At 71.8% G+C, this 15,168-nt stretch carries 13 protein-coding genes and 1 pseudogene; 3 read left to right on the forward strand and 11 right to left on the reverse strand.

The window, feature by feature from the left end:
• Positions 1-31: 31 nt before the first annotated feature.
• From RMT89_RS27230 to bldG, 3 genes are all read right to left on the reverse strand, one after another.
• The gene (locus RMT89_RS27230; protein ID WP_315886426.1) at positions 32-2,443 is read right to left on the reverse strand and encodes a sodium-translocating pyrophosphatase; all 2,412 of its coding nucleotides are present in this window, start codon (positions 2,441-2,443) and stop codon (positions 32-34) included.
• A gap of 295 nt (positions 2,444-2,738) precedes the next feature.
• Positions 2,739-3,170: an ATP-binding protein gene (locus RMT89_RS27235; protein WP_315886427.1), complete on the reverse strand. Its 432-nt coding sequence runs from the start codon at positions 3,168-3,170 to the stop codon at positions 2,739-2,741.
• Positions 3,171-3,289: 119 nt separating this feature from the next.
• The gene (bldG, locus tag RMT89_RS27240; RefSeq protein ID WP_003975386.1) at positions 3,290-3,631 is read right to left on the reverse strand and encodes an anti-sigma factor antagonist BldG; all 342 of its coding nucleotides are present in this window, start codon (positions 3,629-3,631) and stop codon (positions 3,290-3,292) included.
• Between the two features lie 82 nt (positions 3,632-3,713).
• Between bldG and RMT89_RS27245 the strand changes: the two genes are divergently transcribed.
• The gene (locus tag RMT89_RS27245) at positions 3,714-6,203 is read left to right on the forward strand and encodes a DEAD/DEAH box helicase (RefSeq protein WP_315886428.1); all 2,490 of its coding nucleotides are present in this window, start codon (positions 3,714-3,716) and stop codon (positions 6,201-6,203) included.
• Here the strand turns inward: RMT89_RS27245 and RMT89_RS27250 are convergent.
• The 7 genes from RMT89_RS27250 to ssd all read right to left on the reverse strand — a co-directional run bounded on the left by RMT89_RS27250 (position 6,133) and on the right by ssd (position 11,481).
• A complete protein-coding gene (locus RMT89_RS27250; RefSeq protein WP_315886429.1) occupies positions 6,133-6,570 on the reverse strand; it encodes an Rv3654c family TadE-like protein in 438 nt (145 codons plus the stop codon). The two genes, RMT89_RS27245 and RMT89_RS27250, sit on opposite strands and share 71 nt — an antisense overlap.
• Positions 6,567-6,986 (reverse strand): TadE family type IV pilus minor pilin, encoded by a 420-nt coding sequence (locus RMT89_RS27255; RefSeq protein WP_315886430.1) that lies wholly within the window; start codon positions 6,984-6,986, stop codon positions 6,567-6,569. Before RMT89_RS27255 ends, RMT89_RS27250 begins: the two co-directional genes overlap by 4 nt.
• Positions 6,973-7,176 (reverse strand): DUF4244 domain-containing protein, encoded by a 204-nt coding sequence (locus RMT89_RS27260; RefSeq protein WP_315886431.1) that lies wholly within the window; start codon positions 7,174-7,176, stop codon positions 6,973-6,975. Before RMT89_RS27260 ends, RMT89_RS27255 begins: the two co-directional genes overlap by 14 nt.
• 164 nt (positions 7,177-7,340) lie before the next feature.
• Positions 7,341-8,126, reverse strand: coding sequence for a type II secretion system F family protein (locus RMT89_RS27265; RefSeq protein ID WP_315886432.1), 786 nt, complete (start codon positions 8,124-8,126; stop codon positions 7,341-7,343).
• A gap of 163 nt (positions 8,127-8,289) precedes the next feature.
• The gene (locus tag RMT89_RS27270; RefSeq protein ID WP_315886433.1) at positions 8,290-9,165 is read right to left on the reverse strand and encodes a type II secretion system F family protein; all 876 of its coding nucleotides are present in this window, start codon (positions 9,163-9,165) and stop codon (positions 8,290-8,292) included.
• The gene (locus RMT89_RS27275) at positions 9,158-10,381 is read right to left on the reverse strand and encodes a TadA family conjugal transfer-associated ATPase (RefSeq protein ID WP_315886434.1); all 1,224 of its coding nucleotides are present in this window, start codon (positions 10,379-10,381) and stop codon (positions 9,158-9,160) included. The genes RMT89_RS27270 and RMT89_RS27275 overlap by 8 nt, the downstream gene beginning before the upstream one ends.
• Positions 10,378-11,481, reverse strand: a complete 1,104-nt coding sequence (gene ssd / locus RMT89_RS27280) for a septum site-determining protein Ssd (RefSeq protein ID WP_315886435.1) — start codon at positions 11,479-11,481, stop codon at positions 10,378-10,380. Before ssd ends, RMT89_RS27275 begins: the two co-directional genes overlap by 4 nt.
• A 578-nt stretch (positions 11,482-12,059) precedes the next feature.
• Between ssd and RMT89_RS27285 the strand changes: the two genes are divergently transcribed.
• Positions 12,060-12,893 (forward strand): HAD-IB family hydrolase, encoded by an 834-nt coding sequence (locus RMT89_RS27285; protein WP_315886436.1) that lies wholly within the window; start codon positions 12,060-12,062, stop codon positions 12,891-12,893.
• A 368-nt stretch (positions 12,894-13,261) separates the two neighbouring features.
• On the opposite strand, the gene RMT89_RS27290 is transcribed toward RMT89_RS27285, so the two are convergent.
• Entirely contained in the window at positions 13,262-14,086 is an 825-nt protein-coding gene (locus RMT89_RS27290) for an oxidoreductase (RefSeq protein WP_315886437.1), read from the reverse strand.
• A 95-nt stretch (positions 14,087-14,181) separates the two neighbouring features.
• Here RMT89_RS27290 and RMT89_RS27295 point away from each other — a divergent pair.
• Positions 14,182-15,167: pseudogene (locus RMT89_RS27295) on the forward strand (ATP-binding protein).
• Position 15,168 lies beyond the last annotated feature (1 nt).

Genomic DNA, 15,168 nt, shown 5'->3' on the forward strand with positions numbered 1-15,168 from the left:
CTCGCCCGCCCTGATGAGCCGGGTCTCGCGACTAGGCCCCCGAAACCACCGCCGGATCGGCCGAGTTGGCCGTCCGCTCGGCGTTGCCCTCGTCTCCCATGGCGATTCCGCGCCGCTTGGAGATGTACACGGCACCAGCGATGACCAGGAACGACAGCACCGCGATCAGCACCCGCGCGCCGACGTTCTTGTCGTCGCCGTACGAGAAATCGATCACCGCGGGCGCGATCAGCAGTGCCACCAGGTTCATCACCTTCAGCAGCGGGTTGATCGCGGGACCGGCGGTGTCCTTGAAGGGGTCACCTACGGTGTCGCCGATCACCGTGGCGGCGTGGGCCTCACTGCCCTTGCCGCCGTGGTGACCGTCCTCGACGAGTTTCTTGGCGTTGTCCCAGGCCCCGCCGGAGTTGGCGAGGAACACCGCCATCAGCGTGCCCGCGCCGATCGCACCGGCCAGGAACGAGCCGAGGGCGCCGACACCGAGCGTGAACCCGATGAAGATCGGTGCCATCACGGCCAGGAGACCCGGTGTCGCGAGTTCCCGGAGCGCGTCCTTCGTGCAGATGTCGACGACCTTGCCGTACTCCGGAGTCTCGGTGTAGTCCATGATCCCGGGCTTCTCGCGGAACTGCCGTCGCACCTCGTAGACCACCGAACCGGCCGAGCGCGACACGGCGTTGACGGCGAGTCCGGAGAAGAGGAAGACGACCGCCGCGCCGGCGATGAGGCCGACGAGGTTGTTGGGCTGCGAGATGTCCATCATCAGGCTCAGTGGCGCGTCGTCGCCGGACAGCTTCTCGCCCACGTCCCGCGCGCCGGTGGTGATGGCGTCACGGTACGAGCCGAACAGCGCCGAGGCCGCGAGAACCGCGGTGGCGATGGCGATGCCCTTGGTGATGGCCTTGGTGGTGTTGCCGACCGCGTCCAGGTTGGTGAGCACCTGGGCGCCCGCGCCCTCGACGTCGCCGGACATCTCGGCGATGCCCTGCGCGTTGTCGGAGACCGGCCCGAAGGTGTCCATCGCGACGATCACACCGACCGTGGTGAGCAGGCCGGTGCCGGCCAACGCCACCGCGAACAGCGCCAGCATGATCGACGTACCGCCGAGCAGGAAGGCCCCGTAGACGCCGAGGCCGATCAACAGGGCGGTGTAGACGGCCGATTCGAGGCCGACGGAGACACCGGCGAGGACGACCGTCGCGGGACCGGTCAGGGAGCTCTTGCCGATGTCCCTGACCGGCCGGCGGTTGGTCTCGGTGAAGTAGCCGGTCAGCTGCTGAATGACGGCGGCCAGCAGGATGCCGATCGCCACGGCGATGACCGCGAGGATCCGCGGGTCACCGCTCTTGCCCTGGATCGCCGCGTCGGTGACACCGTCGAGGTCGGCGTACGACGACGGCAGATAGACGAAGACCGCGATGGCCACCAGGACCAGCGAGATCACCGCGGAGATGAAGAACCCGCGGTTGATCGCCGTCATGCCACTGCGGTCGCTGCGGCGCGGGGCCACGGCGAAGATGCCGATCATGGCCGTGACCACGCCGATGGCGGGCACCAGCAGCGGGAAGGCGAGGCCCGCGTCGCCGAAGGCCGCCTTGCCGAGGATGAGCGCGGCGACCAGGGTCACCGCGTAGGACTCGAAGAGGTCGGCCGCCATACCCGCGCAGTCGCCGACGTTGTCGCCCACGTTGTCGGCGATGGTCGCGGCATTGCGCGGGTCGTCCTCCGGAATGCCTTGCTCGACCTTGCCGACCAGGTCGGCGCCGACGTCGGCGGCCTTGGTGAAGATGCCGCCGCCGACACGCATGAACATCGCGATCAGCGCGGCACCGAGACCGAAGCCTTCGAGCACCTTCGGCGCGTCGGCCGCGTACACCAGCACTACACAGGAGGCGCCCAGCAGACCGAGCCCCACCGTGAACATGCCGACGACACCGCCCGTGCGGAAAGCGATCTTCATGGCTTTGTGCGAAACGGCGGTGAGATCCTTTTCCGGCTCACCCTCCGCCGGGGTCGCTTCCCTGGCCGCGGCCGCGACGCGCACATTGCTGCGTACGGCGAGCCACATGCCGATATATCCGGTGGCCGCCGAGAACCCGGCGCCGATCAAGAAGAACAGCGATCGGCCGATGCGCTGATTCCAGTCGTCCGCGGGCAGCAGCATGAGCAGGAAGAACACCACTACGGCGAATACGCCGAGGGTGCGCATCTGCCGGGCCAGGTAGGCGTTCGCGCCTTCCTGGATGGCCGTCGCGATCTTCTTCATGCTGTCGGTGCCCTCGCCCGCCGCGAGCACCTGGCGCACCAGGATGCCGGCGACGACCAGCGCCGCCAGTGCGACGACGCCGATGACCATCACCATGGCGCGGTTGCCATCGGTCAGGACTGCGGCCGCGAAGGTTGTGGGGTGATCCAACTGATGAGGGGTAGAAAGCCCCGCCATTCGTCCTCCTTGACGCTTGGGCTGAGCTCAAGATGTGGACGGATTGTAGGTACCGGAACCTGATCAAAACAGTGCGCGGTAAACGGAATTGGTCTTCACATGCTCTTCAGCAAATGATCGACCCCTGATCACGGAACCCGAAAGTGGTAATGCCTCAAAAGCATTGACGCCGGGATGGACCCCGGCAGGAACTTGATCGAATTATCGGGCGATTGATCGTGAAGGAATTCACGAAATACCGAAGGACCCTACCTGGGTAGGGCCCTTCGGGTGATCTGTGCGCGGAGAGCCGGGTTCAGGGGAGCTCAGCGACGGCCGGGGTGGTCGGCCAGGTCATACGGATCAGCCCGCCGTGTTCCCCGGCGGTGACCTCCACGTCGTCGACGAGTCCGCTGATGACAGCGAGGCCCATCTCGTCCTCCTCGGCCTCCGCGTCCCCGCCCGCGGCGCCCGACGCCCGGTCGCCCGGGGCGGAGCGCGGCGCCTCGTCGCCGACCTCGATGGAGAACTGCTTCTCCTCCTCGATCAGCACCACCTTCACCGGTGCCGTGACGCCACCGAGCTGATGCAGTCCGACGGCACGGGTGCAGGCCTCGCCGACCGCGAGGCGCACCTCGTCCAGTACGGCCTCGTCCACTCCGGCCCTGCGCGCCACCGCTGCCGCCACCAGTCGGGCGGTCCTGACGTGCTCGGGCAGCGCGCTGAAACGGAGTTCAACGGTGGCCATGCATCCCCCTCGGAACTACGGGCGTGCTGTCCGGAGGGCCGGGCCGCCGAACGCCCGGTCCTCCTTCTTGAACTTCTTCCGTCCCGGGGCCTGGGCCTGGCCCGCCCCGGAGCCGGTGATCAGTCGGTGGCCGCCACCGCTTCCTCGACCGAGGTGTGGATCGGGAACACCTTGGTGAGGCCGGTGATTCGGAAGATCTTCAGAATGCGCTCCTGGTTGCAGACCAGGCGCAGCGAGCCCTCATGGGCACGCACCCGCTTCAGGCCGCCGACCAGCACGCCGAGCCCGGTGGAGTCGAGGAAGTCCACGCCCTCCATGTCGACGACGAGGTGGAAACTCCCGTCGTTCACCAGCTCGACCAGCTGCTCGCGCAGCTTGGGCGCGGTATATACGTCGATTTCGCCACCGACCTCGACGACCGTACGATCGCCGACGGTACGGGTCGACAGGGACAGGTCCACGGATCCTCCAGCACCTTGCTATCGAGCGGTCGTCCCACGGGACACCTCGGCTTGAAGCCCCCAGGACGGTTCGCCAGCCGCGATGGCATTCAATCACTTACCGGCAGGCGTGCACGACGCCTTGGTCCCATTGTCCGTCACGCCAGTGACACACTCGGTGCCGATGGCCAAGAATCACCGATCCGATCGATCCCCGACGGGCCCCGTTTCCCGGGTGGACCCGGGTACGGTCCTGGGCCGGCTCACCTCGGGGCCGAGCCGGGCTTCGCGCATCACTCATACGGAGCATGTGCCCCCGCGCGAGGGTCGGCATGCCGTCTGGCCTGACCGGATCCGCGCCGAGGTCCTCGCGGCCGTACAGGCGGCCGGTGTCGAACACCCCTGGGCCCACCAGGCACGCGCCGCCGAGCACGCCCTGGACGGCGACTCCGTGGTCGTCGCCACGGGCACCGCGTCGGGCAAGTCGCTCGCCTATCTGGTGCCCGTGTTCTCCGCCCTCCTGGACGGTTCCGAGGCCCCCAACGGCCGCGGCGCCACCGCGCTCTACCTCGCTCCGACCAAGGCCCTCGCGGCAGATCAGTGCCGTTCGGTGAAGGAACTTTCACAACCGCTGGGCAATTCTGTCCGGCCTGCGGTGTACGACGGTGATACTCCGTTCGAGGAACGCGAGTGGATCCGTCAGTACGCCAACTACGTCCTCACCAACCCGGACATGCTGCACCGCGGCATCCTGCCGTCCCACCCCCGCTGGTCCTCCTTCCTGAAGTCGCTGAAGTACGTCGTCATCGACGAGTGCCACACCTACCGGGGCGTCTTCGGCTCGCATGTCGCCCAGGTACTGCGGCGCCTGCGCCGACTGTGCGCCCGCTACGGCGCCTCTCCCGTCTTCCTGCTGGCCTCCGCGACGGCCGCGGAGCCGTCGGTGGCCGCCCGCCGCCTGACCGGCCTGCCGGTGGTGGAGGTGGCCGACGACGCCTCCCCCCGCGGAGAACTGGTGTTCGCCCTCTGGGAGCCCCCGCTCACCGAGCTGCAGGGCGAGAAGGGCGCCCCGGTCCGCCGTACCGCCACCGCCGAGACGGCCGACCTGCTGACCGACCTCGCCGTCCAGGGCGTGCGCTCGGTCGCCTTCGTCCGCTCCCGGCGTGGCGCCGAGCTGATCTCGGTGATCGCCCAGGAGCGGCTCGCCGAGGTCGACCGCTCGCTCGCCCGGCGCGTGGCGGCCTATCGCGGCGGATACCTCCCCGAGGAGCGCCGCGCCCTCGAACAGGCCCTGCACTCCGGCGAACTCCTCGGCCTCGCCGCGACGACCGCCCTCGAACTCGGCATCGACGTCTCCGGCCTGGACGCGGTCGTCATCGCCGGCTACCCCGGCACGCGCGCGTCCCTGTGGCAGCAGGCGGGCCGGGCGGGCCGGGCGGGCCAGGGCGCGCTGGCAGTGCTCGTCGCCCGGGACGACCCCCTGGACACCTTCCTCGTCCACCACCCCGAGGCCCTGTTCGACCAGCCCGTCGAGTCGACGGTCCTCGACCCCGACAACCCGTACGTCCTCGCCCCGCACCTGTGCGCGGCGGCGGCGGAACTGCCACTCGTCGACGAGGACTTGGCGCTCTTCGGCCCCGCCTGCGAGGAGCTGCTCCCGCAGCTGGAGGCCGCGAAACTGCTCCGCCGCCGGACCAAGGCCTGGCACTGGACCCGCCGCGAGCGGGCCGCCGACCTCACCGACATCCGCGGCGGGGGCGGACGCCCCGTCCAGGTCGTCGAGTCCGGTACGGGCCGGCTGCTCGGCACGGTCGACGCGGGCGCCGCCCACAGCACGGTGCACGAGGGCGCGGTCCATCTGCACCAGGGCCGCACCTATCTGGTGCGCTCCCTGGACCTGGAGGACTCGGTCGCCCTGGTCCAGGAGGCCAGCCCCTCGTACGCCACGGTCGCCCGCGACACGACGTCCATCGCCGTCCTGGAGACGGACACCGAGATCCCCTGGGGCGACGGCCGCCTGTGCTACGGCTCCGTCGAGGTCACCAACCAGGTCGTCTCCTTCCTCCGCCGGCGCCTGATCACCGGCGAGGTCCTGGGCGAGACAAAGCTCGACCTCCCTCCGCGTACGCTGCGCACGCGCGCGGTGTGGTGGACGGTCACCGAGGACCAGCTCGACGCGGCCCGGATCACCCCGGAGATCCTCGGCGGCGCCCTGCACGCCGCCGAGCACGCGTCGATCGGCCTGCTGCCCCTCTTCGCGACCTGCGACCGCTGGGACATCGGCGGCGTCTCGGTCCCCCTGCACCCGGACACCCTGCTCCCGACGGTCTTCGTCTACGACGGCCATCCCGGCGGCGCGGGCTTCGCTGAACGCGCCTTCCACACCGCCCGCGCCTGGCTCACCGCCACCCGCCAGGCCATCGCCTCCTGCGAGTGCGAGGCCGGCTGCCCGTCCTGCATCCAGTCCCCCAAGTGCGGCAACGGCAACGACCCGCTGCACAAGAGGGGGGCGATACGGCTCCTCACGGAACTGCTGCGGGGGGCACCGGAGAAGGCGAGCCCGGCGGAGACGGGGGCCCCGCCCGCGCCCTGACCTGCGCCGCGAACGGTCCGCTCCCCGACGCCGCGGTCACGTCCGAGACGTCCCCCACGAGCGCGCACCGCACGAGCCGGGTGCCCTGGGCCCGGGCCACCTTCTCCGCGCGTTCACAGGCCGCCGCTGCGCCCTGCGCCCAGTGGTCCGCGGCCGCGAGCGCGGCGAGATCGGCGCCGCCCGCCGCGCGATGCCGGGTGGCCACGGCCTGGCCGAGGGCGAGCACGACGCCGAACACCACGCAGAGGACGGCCACGGCGGCGACGGTCCATACGGTGGCGGAGCCGCGGTCGTCCGAGCGGCGGTCGTCCGAGTAGCGATCACCCGAGCGGCGGTCCGCCGAGCGGCGGGGGCGACGGGGGCTCATGGGCCCACCCCCGCCCCGCCGTCCGGCACCGCCACGCCGTCCGGCACCGCCACGCCGTCCGGCACCGCCTCCTCGGCCGCCGCCACGGCCTCCTCACGCACCTCGAAGGGCAGCCCCCGCAACGCCGGCGGCTTGGCCACGACCACCACCCGGACCTGGTCCCCGGTCCGGGTGACCGTGACCTTCGCGCCGGACGGGGCGGCCTCGCGGGTGACCGCGACGACCGCGTCGGCCGGGTCCTGGCGAGCCGCGGCGCGGGCGCCCGTACGGGCCGCGTCCACGCACTGGATCTGGGCCGCGATCACGAGCAGCCCCCACACCAGCGCCATCGCGAACATGACCAGCACGGGCAGCACCACGGCCGACTCCGCCGTCACGAACCCCCGGTCGGCCCCCCGCCGCTCACATCCGCGCATCGAGCGCCTTCTTCACGATGGCCTGCAGCTCCGCGCTGACCTGCCCGCTGGTGACCACCTTGTACAGCACCACGGCGAACGCCACCGCCGCGATGATTCCCATCGCGTACTCGGAGGTGACCATCCCCGCGTCCCGCCGAGCGACGAAGGCCCGCATGCGCGCCCGTACTGCCTTTACTGCCTTGTTCATTGCAACCCCCGTAAGGATCAGTTCGTTGACTGGTCAGTTCCGTTGACTGGCCGGTCCGTTTCCGGTCCGTTGACTGGCCGGTCCGTTGACTGGCCGGTCGTTGACTGGCCGGTCCGTTGACTGGCCGGTCCGTTGACTACGACTGGTCAGGGCGAAGACGCCGGTCATCCACCACCCCCTCCCAGCACCCCGTCCGCCAGCCCGATCACCACCGGCAGAACGCCGACCGCGATGAACGCGGGCAGGAAGCAGAGCCCCACCGGCGCGGTGACCATGACCGCCGCCCGCCGCGCCCGGGCCGTCGCGGCGCGTGCCCAGGTGGCGCGGGCGTCCGCGGCGAGGCGGGCGACCGGTCCGGCCGCCGGGAGCCCGGATACATCGGCCCGCTCCAGCAGCCGCGCCAGGGCCGCGGCCCCCGGCAGCGCGGCCAGCTTCAGCCAGGCCTCGCCCGGTTCGCCGCCGAGCCGTACCTCGGCCGCGCCGCGCGCCAGTCCTTCCCCCACCGGGCCGCCCAACGCCTCACCCACGGCCTGCGCCGCGATCACCGGCCCGGCACCGGCGGCGATGCAGGCCGCCAACAGATCGGCGGCGAGCGGAAGTTGCCGGGCGGCCACAGCGGCGTCGTACTCCGCACCCACGGAAGCGAGCCGCCGCCCGCGCCACCGGTCCATGGCGACCGCACAGACCAGCCCCACCCCGACCCCGGCAAGGCCACCGACCAGTACCCACCCGGCGCACCCCACCGCCACGACGGGCAGCCACCGCCGCAACGGCCCCCGCACGTCGAACCTCGGCTCACCCGGCGCCCCTTCCACGGCGGCCAGCAACTCGGCCAGCCGCCGCCGGACCCTCCGCTCACTCCGCACCGCCCCCACCCACCGCACCAGCCACGCCAGGCCCAGCACGATTCCCACGACAACCCCCAGCCTGTGGACAACTTCCGCACTCACGACGCCTCCCTCCGCCAAGCCGATCGGCCAAACTCCCGTCCCTGCTCACACCGCCTCCGCCCCTGGGCCGAAGTACTGCGTCTCCTCACACCACCCCCGCCCTCAGCCGCACCACCACCTCTCCTCACACCACCCCCGCCCTCAGCCGCACCACCACCTCTCCTCACACCACCCCCGCCCCTCGCACGATCCTCAGCGCCCACCACACCCCCAGCCCCTCCAGCAGCCCGCCGGCGAACAGACACCCCAGCCCCGCGCCGCTGTGCAGCAGCACCCGCAGCGGATCGGCGCCCATGACCGCGCCGAGGAGCAGTCCCAGAACCGGCAGTCCGGCCAGCATCAGTGCCGTCGACTTGGCGCCCGCCAACTGAGCTCGCAGATCGGCCCGTTGGTCCCGTTCGGCACGCAGGGCCGCTTCGAGCCGGTCCAGGCCGGCCGCGAGGCCCGCGCCCTGGTCCACGGCCACCCGCCAGCACGCCGCGAGCCCCAGCAGCCCCTCGGCGCCCGGTCGCCGCGCCGCTGTCGCGAGGGCGCCGGGGACATCACCGCCGAACCGCGCGGCCGCCAATACCGCCGCCTGCGCCTCACCGAGCCCGGCGGACTCCCGCGCCGCACGCAGCAGCGCCTCGCCCGGCTGTCGTCCCGCGCGCACCTCCCCGGCGAGCGCCGCGCACAGCGCGATCACCGCATCCGCTCGGCGTTCCCGAGTCCGCCCCGCCCGCCCGGCCAGCCGCACCCGGCGCAGCAACGGCACCCCGGCCGCCCCGGCGACGAGCGGCAGCACCGACGCCCCGAGCACGGCCAGAGCGATCCCGACAACGACCGCCCACCACTCGGCCCGCAACCGCCCCCGGATCCGCCGCAGTTCACCGACCGCCTGCCGCCAAGCGGGCGGCCCGGCCCCGACGACCCCACCGCCGGCGAGCAGCAACCGAGCCCGCCGGGCTCCGGCGTTCCGCCCGCCGAGCAGCCACAGAGCAGCCCCGGCACACACCACGGCCGCCCCCATCGACGGCCCTCCCACAGCCGTTTCACTCATGGCGATCCCCGCTCCCCAGCCCGAAGTCCTCATCCCGGAGCAGCCCCCGCAACCGCCCCCAGCCCCGCTCGGCCACGAACGCCCCCGCTTCCCACCGCAGCGCCGGAACCGTCCGCACCAGCCCCGACGGATCCCGCTCCAGCACATGCACCTCGGCGATCCGCCGCCGGCCGTCGCGCCCCCGCACGAGATGCAGCACCACCGCCAGCGCGGCCGCCAACTGGCTGTGCAACGCCGCCCGGTCGAGCCCCGCCGCCGTACCGAGGGCTTCCAGCCGGGCCGGCACATCGGCGGCCGCGTTGGCGTGCACAGTGCCGCAGCCGCCCTCGTGGCCGGTGTTGAGCGCGGCCAGCAGATGCACCACCTCCGGCCCGCGCACCTCGCCCACGACCAGCCGGTCCGGCCGCATCCGCAGTGCCTGGCGCACCAGGTCCTGGAGCGTCACGAGCCCCGCGCCCTCCTGGTTGGCGGGTCTGCTCTCCAGCCGTACGACGTGCGGATGGTCGGGCCGCAGCTCGGCGGAGTCCTCGGCGAGCACGATCCGCTCGCCCGGTCCGACCAGCCCGAGCAGCGCGCTGAGCAGTGTGGTCTTGCCACTGCCGGTGCCGCCGCTGATGAGGAAGGACAGCCGCGCCCCGACCAGCGCCCGCAGCACCCGGTCCCCGCCCGGCGGAACCGTGCCCGCCGCCACGAGTTCGTCGAGCGTGAACGCGCGCGGACGTACGACCCGAAGGGACAGGCAGGTGCAGCCGACGGCCACCGGCGACAGCACCGCGTGCAGCCGGGTGCCGTCGGGCAGCCGGGCGTCGGCCCAGGGCCGCGCATCGTCGAGGCGCCGTCCGGCCACCGCCGCCAGACGCTGCGCGAGCCGTCGTACGGCCGCAGCGTCGGGGAAGCGGACTCCGGTCAGCTCAAGGCCGCCGCCCCGGTCCACCCAGACCCGGTCCGGGGCCGAGACCAGCACATCGGTCACCGCGGGGTCGGCGAGCAGCGGTTCCAGCGGTCCGCTGCCGATGAGCTCGGACCGCAACTGCTCGGCGGCGCCGAGGACTTCGGCGTCCCCGAGGACCCGCCCCTGTTCGCGCAGCGCCTGCGCCACGCGCGCGGGCGTCGGCTCGGCCCCGCTCTCCGCGAGCCTGCGTCGCACGCCGTCGAGGAGGGCCGGTGTCATATCGGATCCCGCCGCGAACGTCTCCTGCCCCAGGTAGGTACTCATGCCGTCCCCGCCTCCAGCAGCATCCGCTCCCAGAACTCCCGGCAGAAGCGCGCCAGCGGTCCGCGCCCGGCCGCCGCGGGCGGCGCCTTGCTCTCGTGCGGTCGCCGAAGTCCGGACTCGTCCGGTACCTCTCCGGCCAGCGGCAGTCCGAGGAGCCGGGCCACCTCGCGGTCGTCGAGGCCGGGCGCGTACGGGCCGCGTACCGCCACCCTCAGGTCCCCGAGCACCATCCCGACCGCGGAGGCCACCCGCCCGGCGGCCGCGACGGCGCGCAGTTCGGCGGGGACCACGAGGATGCCGAGGTCGAGCTGGGCGAGCACCTCGGCGACGCCGTCGTCGATCCGGCGCGGCAGGTCGACGACGACCGTGCCACCCCGGCGCCGGGCGGCGGCCAGCACCGCCCGGACGGCCTGCGGCGGTACGGCGACGCAGTCCCCGCGGTCCCAGCTGAGCACCCGCAGCGAGTGCAGCCGGGGCAGTGACTCCTCCAGGGCACCGCCGCCGACCCGCCCGCGTGAGGCGGCGAAAGCCGGCCAGCGCAGCCCCTCGGCCGTTTCGCCGCCGAGGAGGACGTCGAGTCCGCCCCCCAGTGGATCGGCGTCGACGAGCAGGGTGCGCAGTCCCTCCCGCGCGGAGGTGACGGCGAGGGCGCACGCGAGCGTGGACGCCCCCGCGCCGCCCCGGCCGCCGATGACGCCCACGGTGAGGGCGGGGCGGCCCACGCCCTCGGCCACGTCGGCGATGCGGTCGACCAGCCACTGCTCGCCGTCGGGGAGCATCAGGACATGGTCGGCGCCGATCTCGACGGCCCTGCGCCAGACCCCGGAGTCGTCCTGGTCCCGGCCGACCAGCACCACTCCGCGTCTGCGGGCGGCGCCGCGCACCCGGCGGGCGGCGTCGTCGCCGACCAGGACCAGCGGTGCGGCCTCCCAGTTGCCATGCGGCTCCGGGATGCCGTGATGGACCTCGGGCGTGGCGCCCGCCGCCGCGCACAGGCGCAGCAGGTCGTCCAGCAGGCCGGCGTCCTCGGTGACGATCAGCGGTGCGCCCGGCCGGCCCGAGGCTTCGGGCGGCGGTTCCTGTGTGGCGGCTGCGGCCATGTCTCCCCCATCGCTGCATCTCTCGCGCAGCCCCTGCGGCCCCGCGATTCCCAAAGGTGTGAAGAACCGGCGACCGGTCTCCATATGAGCGGCCGATACGAACCGGCCAAACGCGCCCGACTTACCGGAGCCGGCCAGGAAGTCGGCGCCGGCGGGACGCGTTGGAATCACGGTGCAGCGATGCCGGAAATCGTGTGGATCTTGGTCGATAACTGTGGACAACTCGACGGTTGTGAATAGCGCTGTCACCCATACCGGTGACCCCTGTACTGGTCCCCGTACGAGTTCCGCAGAGCAGCGCGGCAGCTACACACGGTGACGAATCATGGGCATGCCGAAGAGACGGCCTCAGCCGCTTCGAAAGGGCCTCACGGCCGCTGGAGAGGAGGGAAAACCCGTCCGGACATGCGACGACCCCCGCCGGGGGGGAGAGCGGGGGTCGTCTCCACGGCCGACTCGGGGGGGGAGGAGCCGGACCGGGTTAGCACGGTCGCGAACGATCCGTGACTTCCATGGTGTACCCGAGAGCCCTCTCAGGCAAACCCACGCGCCCACCTTACGCCGAATGGGCTGCGCCTATGCTCAGGGTCGTGGAAAACCACTCCTTGCCCCGCACAGCGGCCTTCTTTGACCTGGACAAGACGGTCATTGCGAAGTCGAGCACGCTCACCTTCAGCAAGTCGTTCTACCAAGGCGGACTGATCAACCGCCGGGCCGTCTTGCGGACCGCGTATACCCAGTTCGTCTTCCTCGCGGGCGGCGCCGACCACGACCAGATGGAGCGCATGCGCGAGTACCTCTCCGCGCTGTGCCGTGGCTGGAACGTCCAGCAGGTCAAGGAGATCGTCGCCGAGACCCTGCACGACCTGATCGACCCGATCATCTACGACGAGGCCGCCTCCCTCATCGAGGAGCACCACACCGCCGGCCGCGATGTCGTGATCGTGTCCACATCGGGCGCGGAGGTGGTGGAGCCCATCGGCGAACTGCTCGGCGCCGACCGCGTGGTGGCCACCCGAATGGTCGTAGGAGACGACGGCTGCTTCACCGGAGAGGTGGAGTACTACGCGTACGGCCCGACGAAGGCCGAGGCCGTCAAGGAGCTCGCCGCGTCCGAGGGGTACGACCTCTCCCGCTGCTACGCCTACAGCGACTCGGCGACCGACGTACCGATGCTCCAGGCCGTCGGCCATCCGCACGCCGTGAACCCGGACCGCGCGCTGCGCCGCGAGGCACTCGCGCGCGGGTGGCCGATTCTCGACTTCCACCGCCCGGTGCGGCTCAAGCAGAGGCTGCCCACGCTCTCCGTCCCGGCCCGTCCGGCGCTCATCGCGGCGGCCGCCATAGGGGCCGCGGCAGCCACCGCGGGCCTCGTCTGGTACGCCAGCCGGCGCCGCACCGCGATCGCCTGACCTGCGCCGACACCGCTCCCTGGGGCGGTTCGGTCTTTCGTCGCCCGTTTAGCTCCCGTTTGAACCCAAAAGTAAAGAACCGCAGCCAGGGCTTCCGCTTGCTCCGAAGCTGGAGTAGAAAGGAGTCAACGGCCCGCGAGACCAAGGACATCCGAGAGGATCACCTTCAAAACGCAACTGGCCCCACGGACCGAGCATGAACACCGGGCACCCACGCGACGTCGACCCGTCGATTACGGGCCAGCCGCACCAGGATCGGGCAAAGTCCCCGACCTGATGGGCAACATATCGAGGACGCTTGGTAACCCGGTGAACATGCCAGCGGCGGTACGAAATCTCGTACCGCCGCAACCCTTTTGGGCAGGTTTCTACGCCGCTCCGCGCTGCAGCGCCTCACATACCGCCGTGGATTCGCGCGCGCCCAGCTCGACCGCCTTGCCGCAGTGGGCGATCCAGGCGGCCATGCCTTCAGGGGTGCCGGAGACGTACCCGTCCAGCGCCGCGAGATAGGCCGCGCGGCCGAGTTCGCCGTAGCCGACCTCCGACGGGCAGACCGACTTCGGGTCGAGGCCGCTGCCCACCAGCACGATGCGCTCGGCCGCGCGCGCGACCAGGCCGTTGTGGGAGGTGAACGGGCGCAGCGCGAGCAGCTCGCCGTGCACGACGGCGGCGGTCACCAGCGCCGGGGCCGACCCGCCCGCGATGATCAGCTCGGACAGGCCTTCCAGCCGGCCGTGGACCTCGTCGGCGCTCGGCAGCGGCAGCTCGACGGTCGGCTCGTCGACCGGCTCGCCGGCCTGGCGCGGACGCCCGACCTCCGGACCGTTCGTCGCCGCCGCGACCAGGTGCAGCCGGGCCAGCACCCGCAGCGGCGACTGCCGCCAGATGGACAGCAGTTGGCCCGCCTCCGCGGTCAGCCGCAGGGCGGCACCCATGATGCGTGCCTCGTCGTCGCCGCTGAAGTCGGTGCGTCGGCGCACCTCTTCCAGGGCCCAGTCGGCTCCGGACAGCGCCGCCGAACCACGGGCGCCGCGCAGCGCCGCCTCGGAGGTGATCTCGTTGCTGCGGCGGCGCATGACCCGGTGTCCGTAGACCCGGTCCACGGCCTTGCGCACGGACTCCACGGACTCGGCCACTCCGGGCAGGGCACCCAGGGCCGCGAGCGGATCGGCGGTCGCGCCTGTCGTACTCATGAGTACGACATTACGCATCCCTGGCGCCGACCCCACGATCGAGTGGCCTTCTTCACGTTCATCGACCCCGCGCGGGTACCGCGCCTCTACGCTTGATGAACATGAAAATTGCTTTCGCCGGGAAGGGTGGCAGCGGCAAGACGACCCTGTCCTCCCTGTTCATCCGGCATCTCGCGGCGGCCGGGGCGCCGGTGGTCGCGATCGACCCGACATCAACCAGCATCTGGGGGCCGCTCTCGGCCTCGACGAGTCCGAGGCCGCCGCCCTGCCCGCGATGGGCGACCGGCTCCCGCTGATCAAGGACTATCTGCGCGGCTCGAACCCGCGGATCACCTCCGCCGAGACGATGATCAAGACGACTCCGCCCGGCGAGGGCTCCCGGCTGCTGGGGGTGCGCGAGACCAATCCGGTCTACGACGCCTGCGCCCGGCCGGTGGAACTCGACGGCGGCGCCGTCCGTTTGATGGTCACCGGCCCCTTCACCGACGCCGACCTGGGGGTCGCCTGCTACCACTCCAAGACGGGAGCGGTGGAGCTGTGCCTGAACCACCTGGTGGACGGGCCCGACGAGTACGTCGTGGTCGACATGACCGCCGGCTCGGACTCCTTCGCCTCCGGCATGTTCACCCGCTTCGACATGACGTTCCTCGTCGCCGAGCCGACCCGGAAGGGGGTCTCCGTCTATCGCCAGTACAAGGAGTACGCCCGCGGCTTCGGCGTCGAGCTGAAGGTCGTCGGCAACAAGATGCACGGCGAGGAGGACCTCGACTTCCTGCGCGCGGAAGCCGGGGACGACCTGCTCGTCACGGTCGGGCACTCGGACTGGGTGCGCTCCATGGAGAAGGGCCGCCCGCCCCGGTTCGAGCTCCTGGAGGACGCCTCCCGCCGCGCCCTGCACCGGCTGCGGGAGGCCGTGGACGCCACGTACGAAGGCCGGGACTGGGAGCGCTGCACGCGTCAGATGGTGCACTTCCATCTGAAGAACGCGCAGTCCTGGGGGAACGAACGGACCGGGGCCGACCTGGCCGCGCAGGTCGACCCCTCGTTCGTGCTCGGCGAGAGCGTCACCGCTCCCGCCTGAG

Source organism: Streptomyces sp. P17 (genome assembly GCF_032436805.1).
Lineage (GTDB): Bacteria > Actinomycetota > Actinomycetes > Streptomycetales > Streptomycetaceae > Streptomyces.

What these genes read in the sequence shown, in the direction of transcription:
- RMT89_RS27230 (WP_315886426.1), bottom strand. Translation starts at nt 2,443, where the DNA reads ATGGCGGGGCTTTCTACCCCTCATCAGTTGGATCACCCCACAACCTTC.
- RMT89_RS27235 (WP_315886427.1), bottom strand. Translation starts at nt 3,170, where the DNA reads ATGGCCACCGTTGAACTCCGTTTCAGCGCGCTGCCCGAGCACGTCAGG.
- RMT89_RS27245 (WP_315886428.1), top strand. Translation starts at nt 3,714, where the DNA reads ATGGCATTCAATCACTTACCGGCAGGCGTGCACGACGCCTTGGTCCCA.
- RMT89_RS27250 (WP_315886429.1), bottom strand. Translation starts at nt 6,570, where the DNA reads ATGAGCCCCCGTCGCCCCCGCCGCTCGGCGGACCGCCGCTCGGGTGAT.
- RMT89_RS27255 (WP_315886430.1), bottom strand. Translation starts at nt 6,986, where the DNA reads ATGCGCGGATGTGAGCGGCGGGGGGCCGACCGGGGGTTCGTGACGGCG.
- RMT89_RS27260 (WP_315886431.1), bottom strand. Translation starts at nt 7,176, where the DNA reads ATGAACAAGGCAGTAAAGGCAGTACGGGCGCGCATGCGGGCCTTCGTC.
- RMT89_RS27270 (WP_315886433.1), bottom strand. Translation starts at nt 9,165, where the DNA reads ATGAGTGAAACGGCTGTGGGAGGGCCGTCGATGGGGGCGGCCGTGGTG.
- RMT89_RS27275 (WP_315886434.1), bottom strand. Translation starts at nt 10,381, where the DNA reads ATGAGTACCTACCTGGGGCAGGAGACGTTCGCGGCGGGATCCGATATG.
- ssd (WP_315886435.1), bottom strand. Translation starts at nt 11,481, where the DNA reads ATGGCCGCAGCCGCCACACAGGAACCGCCGCCCGAAGCCTCGGGCCGG.
- RMT89_RS27285 (WP_315886436.1), top strand. Translation starts at nt 12,060, where the DNA reads ATGCTCAGGGTCGTGGAAAACCACTCCTTGCCCCGCACAGCGGCCTTC.
- RMT89_RS27290 (WP_315886437.1), bottom strand. Translation starts at nt 14,086, where the DNA reads ATGAGTACGACAGGCGCGACCGCCGATCCGCTCGCGGCCCTGGGTGCC.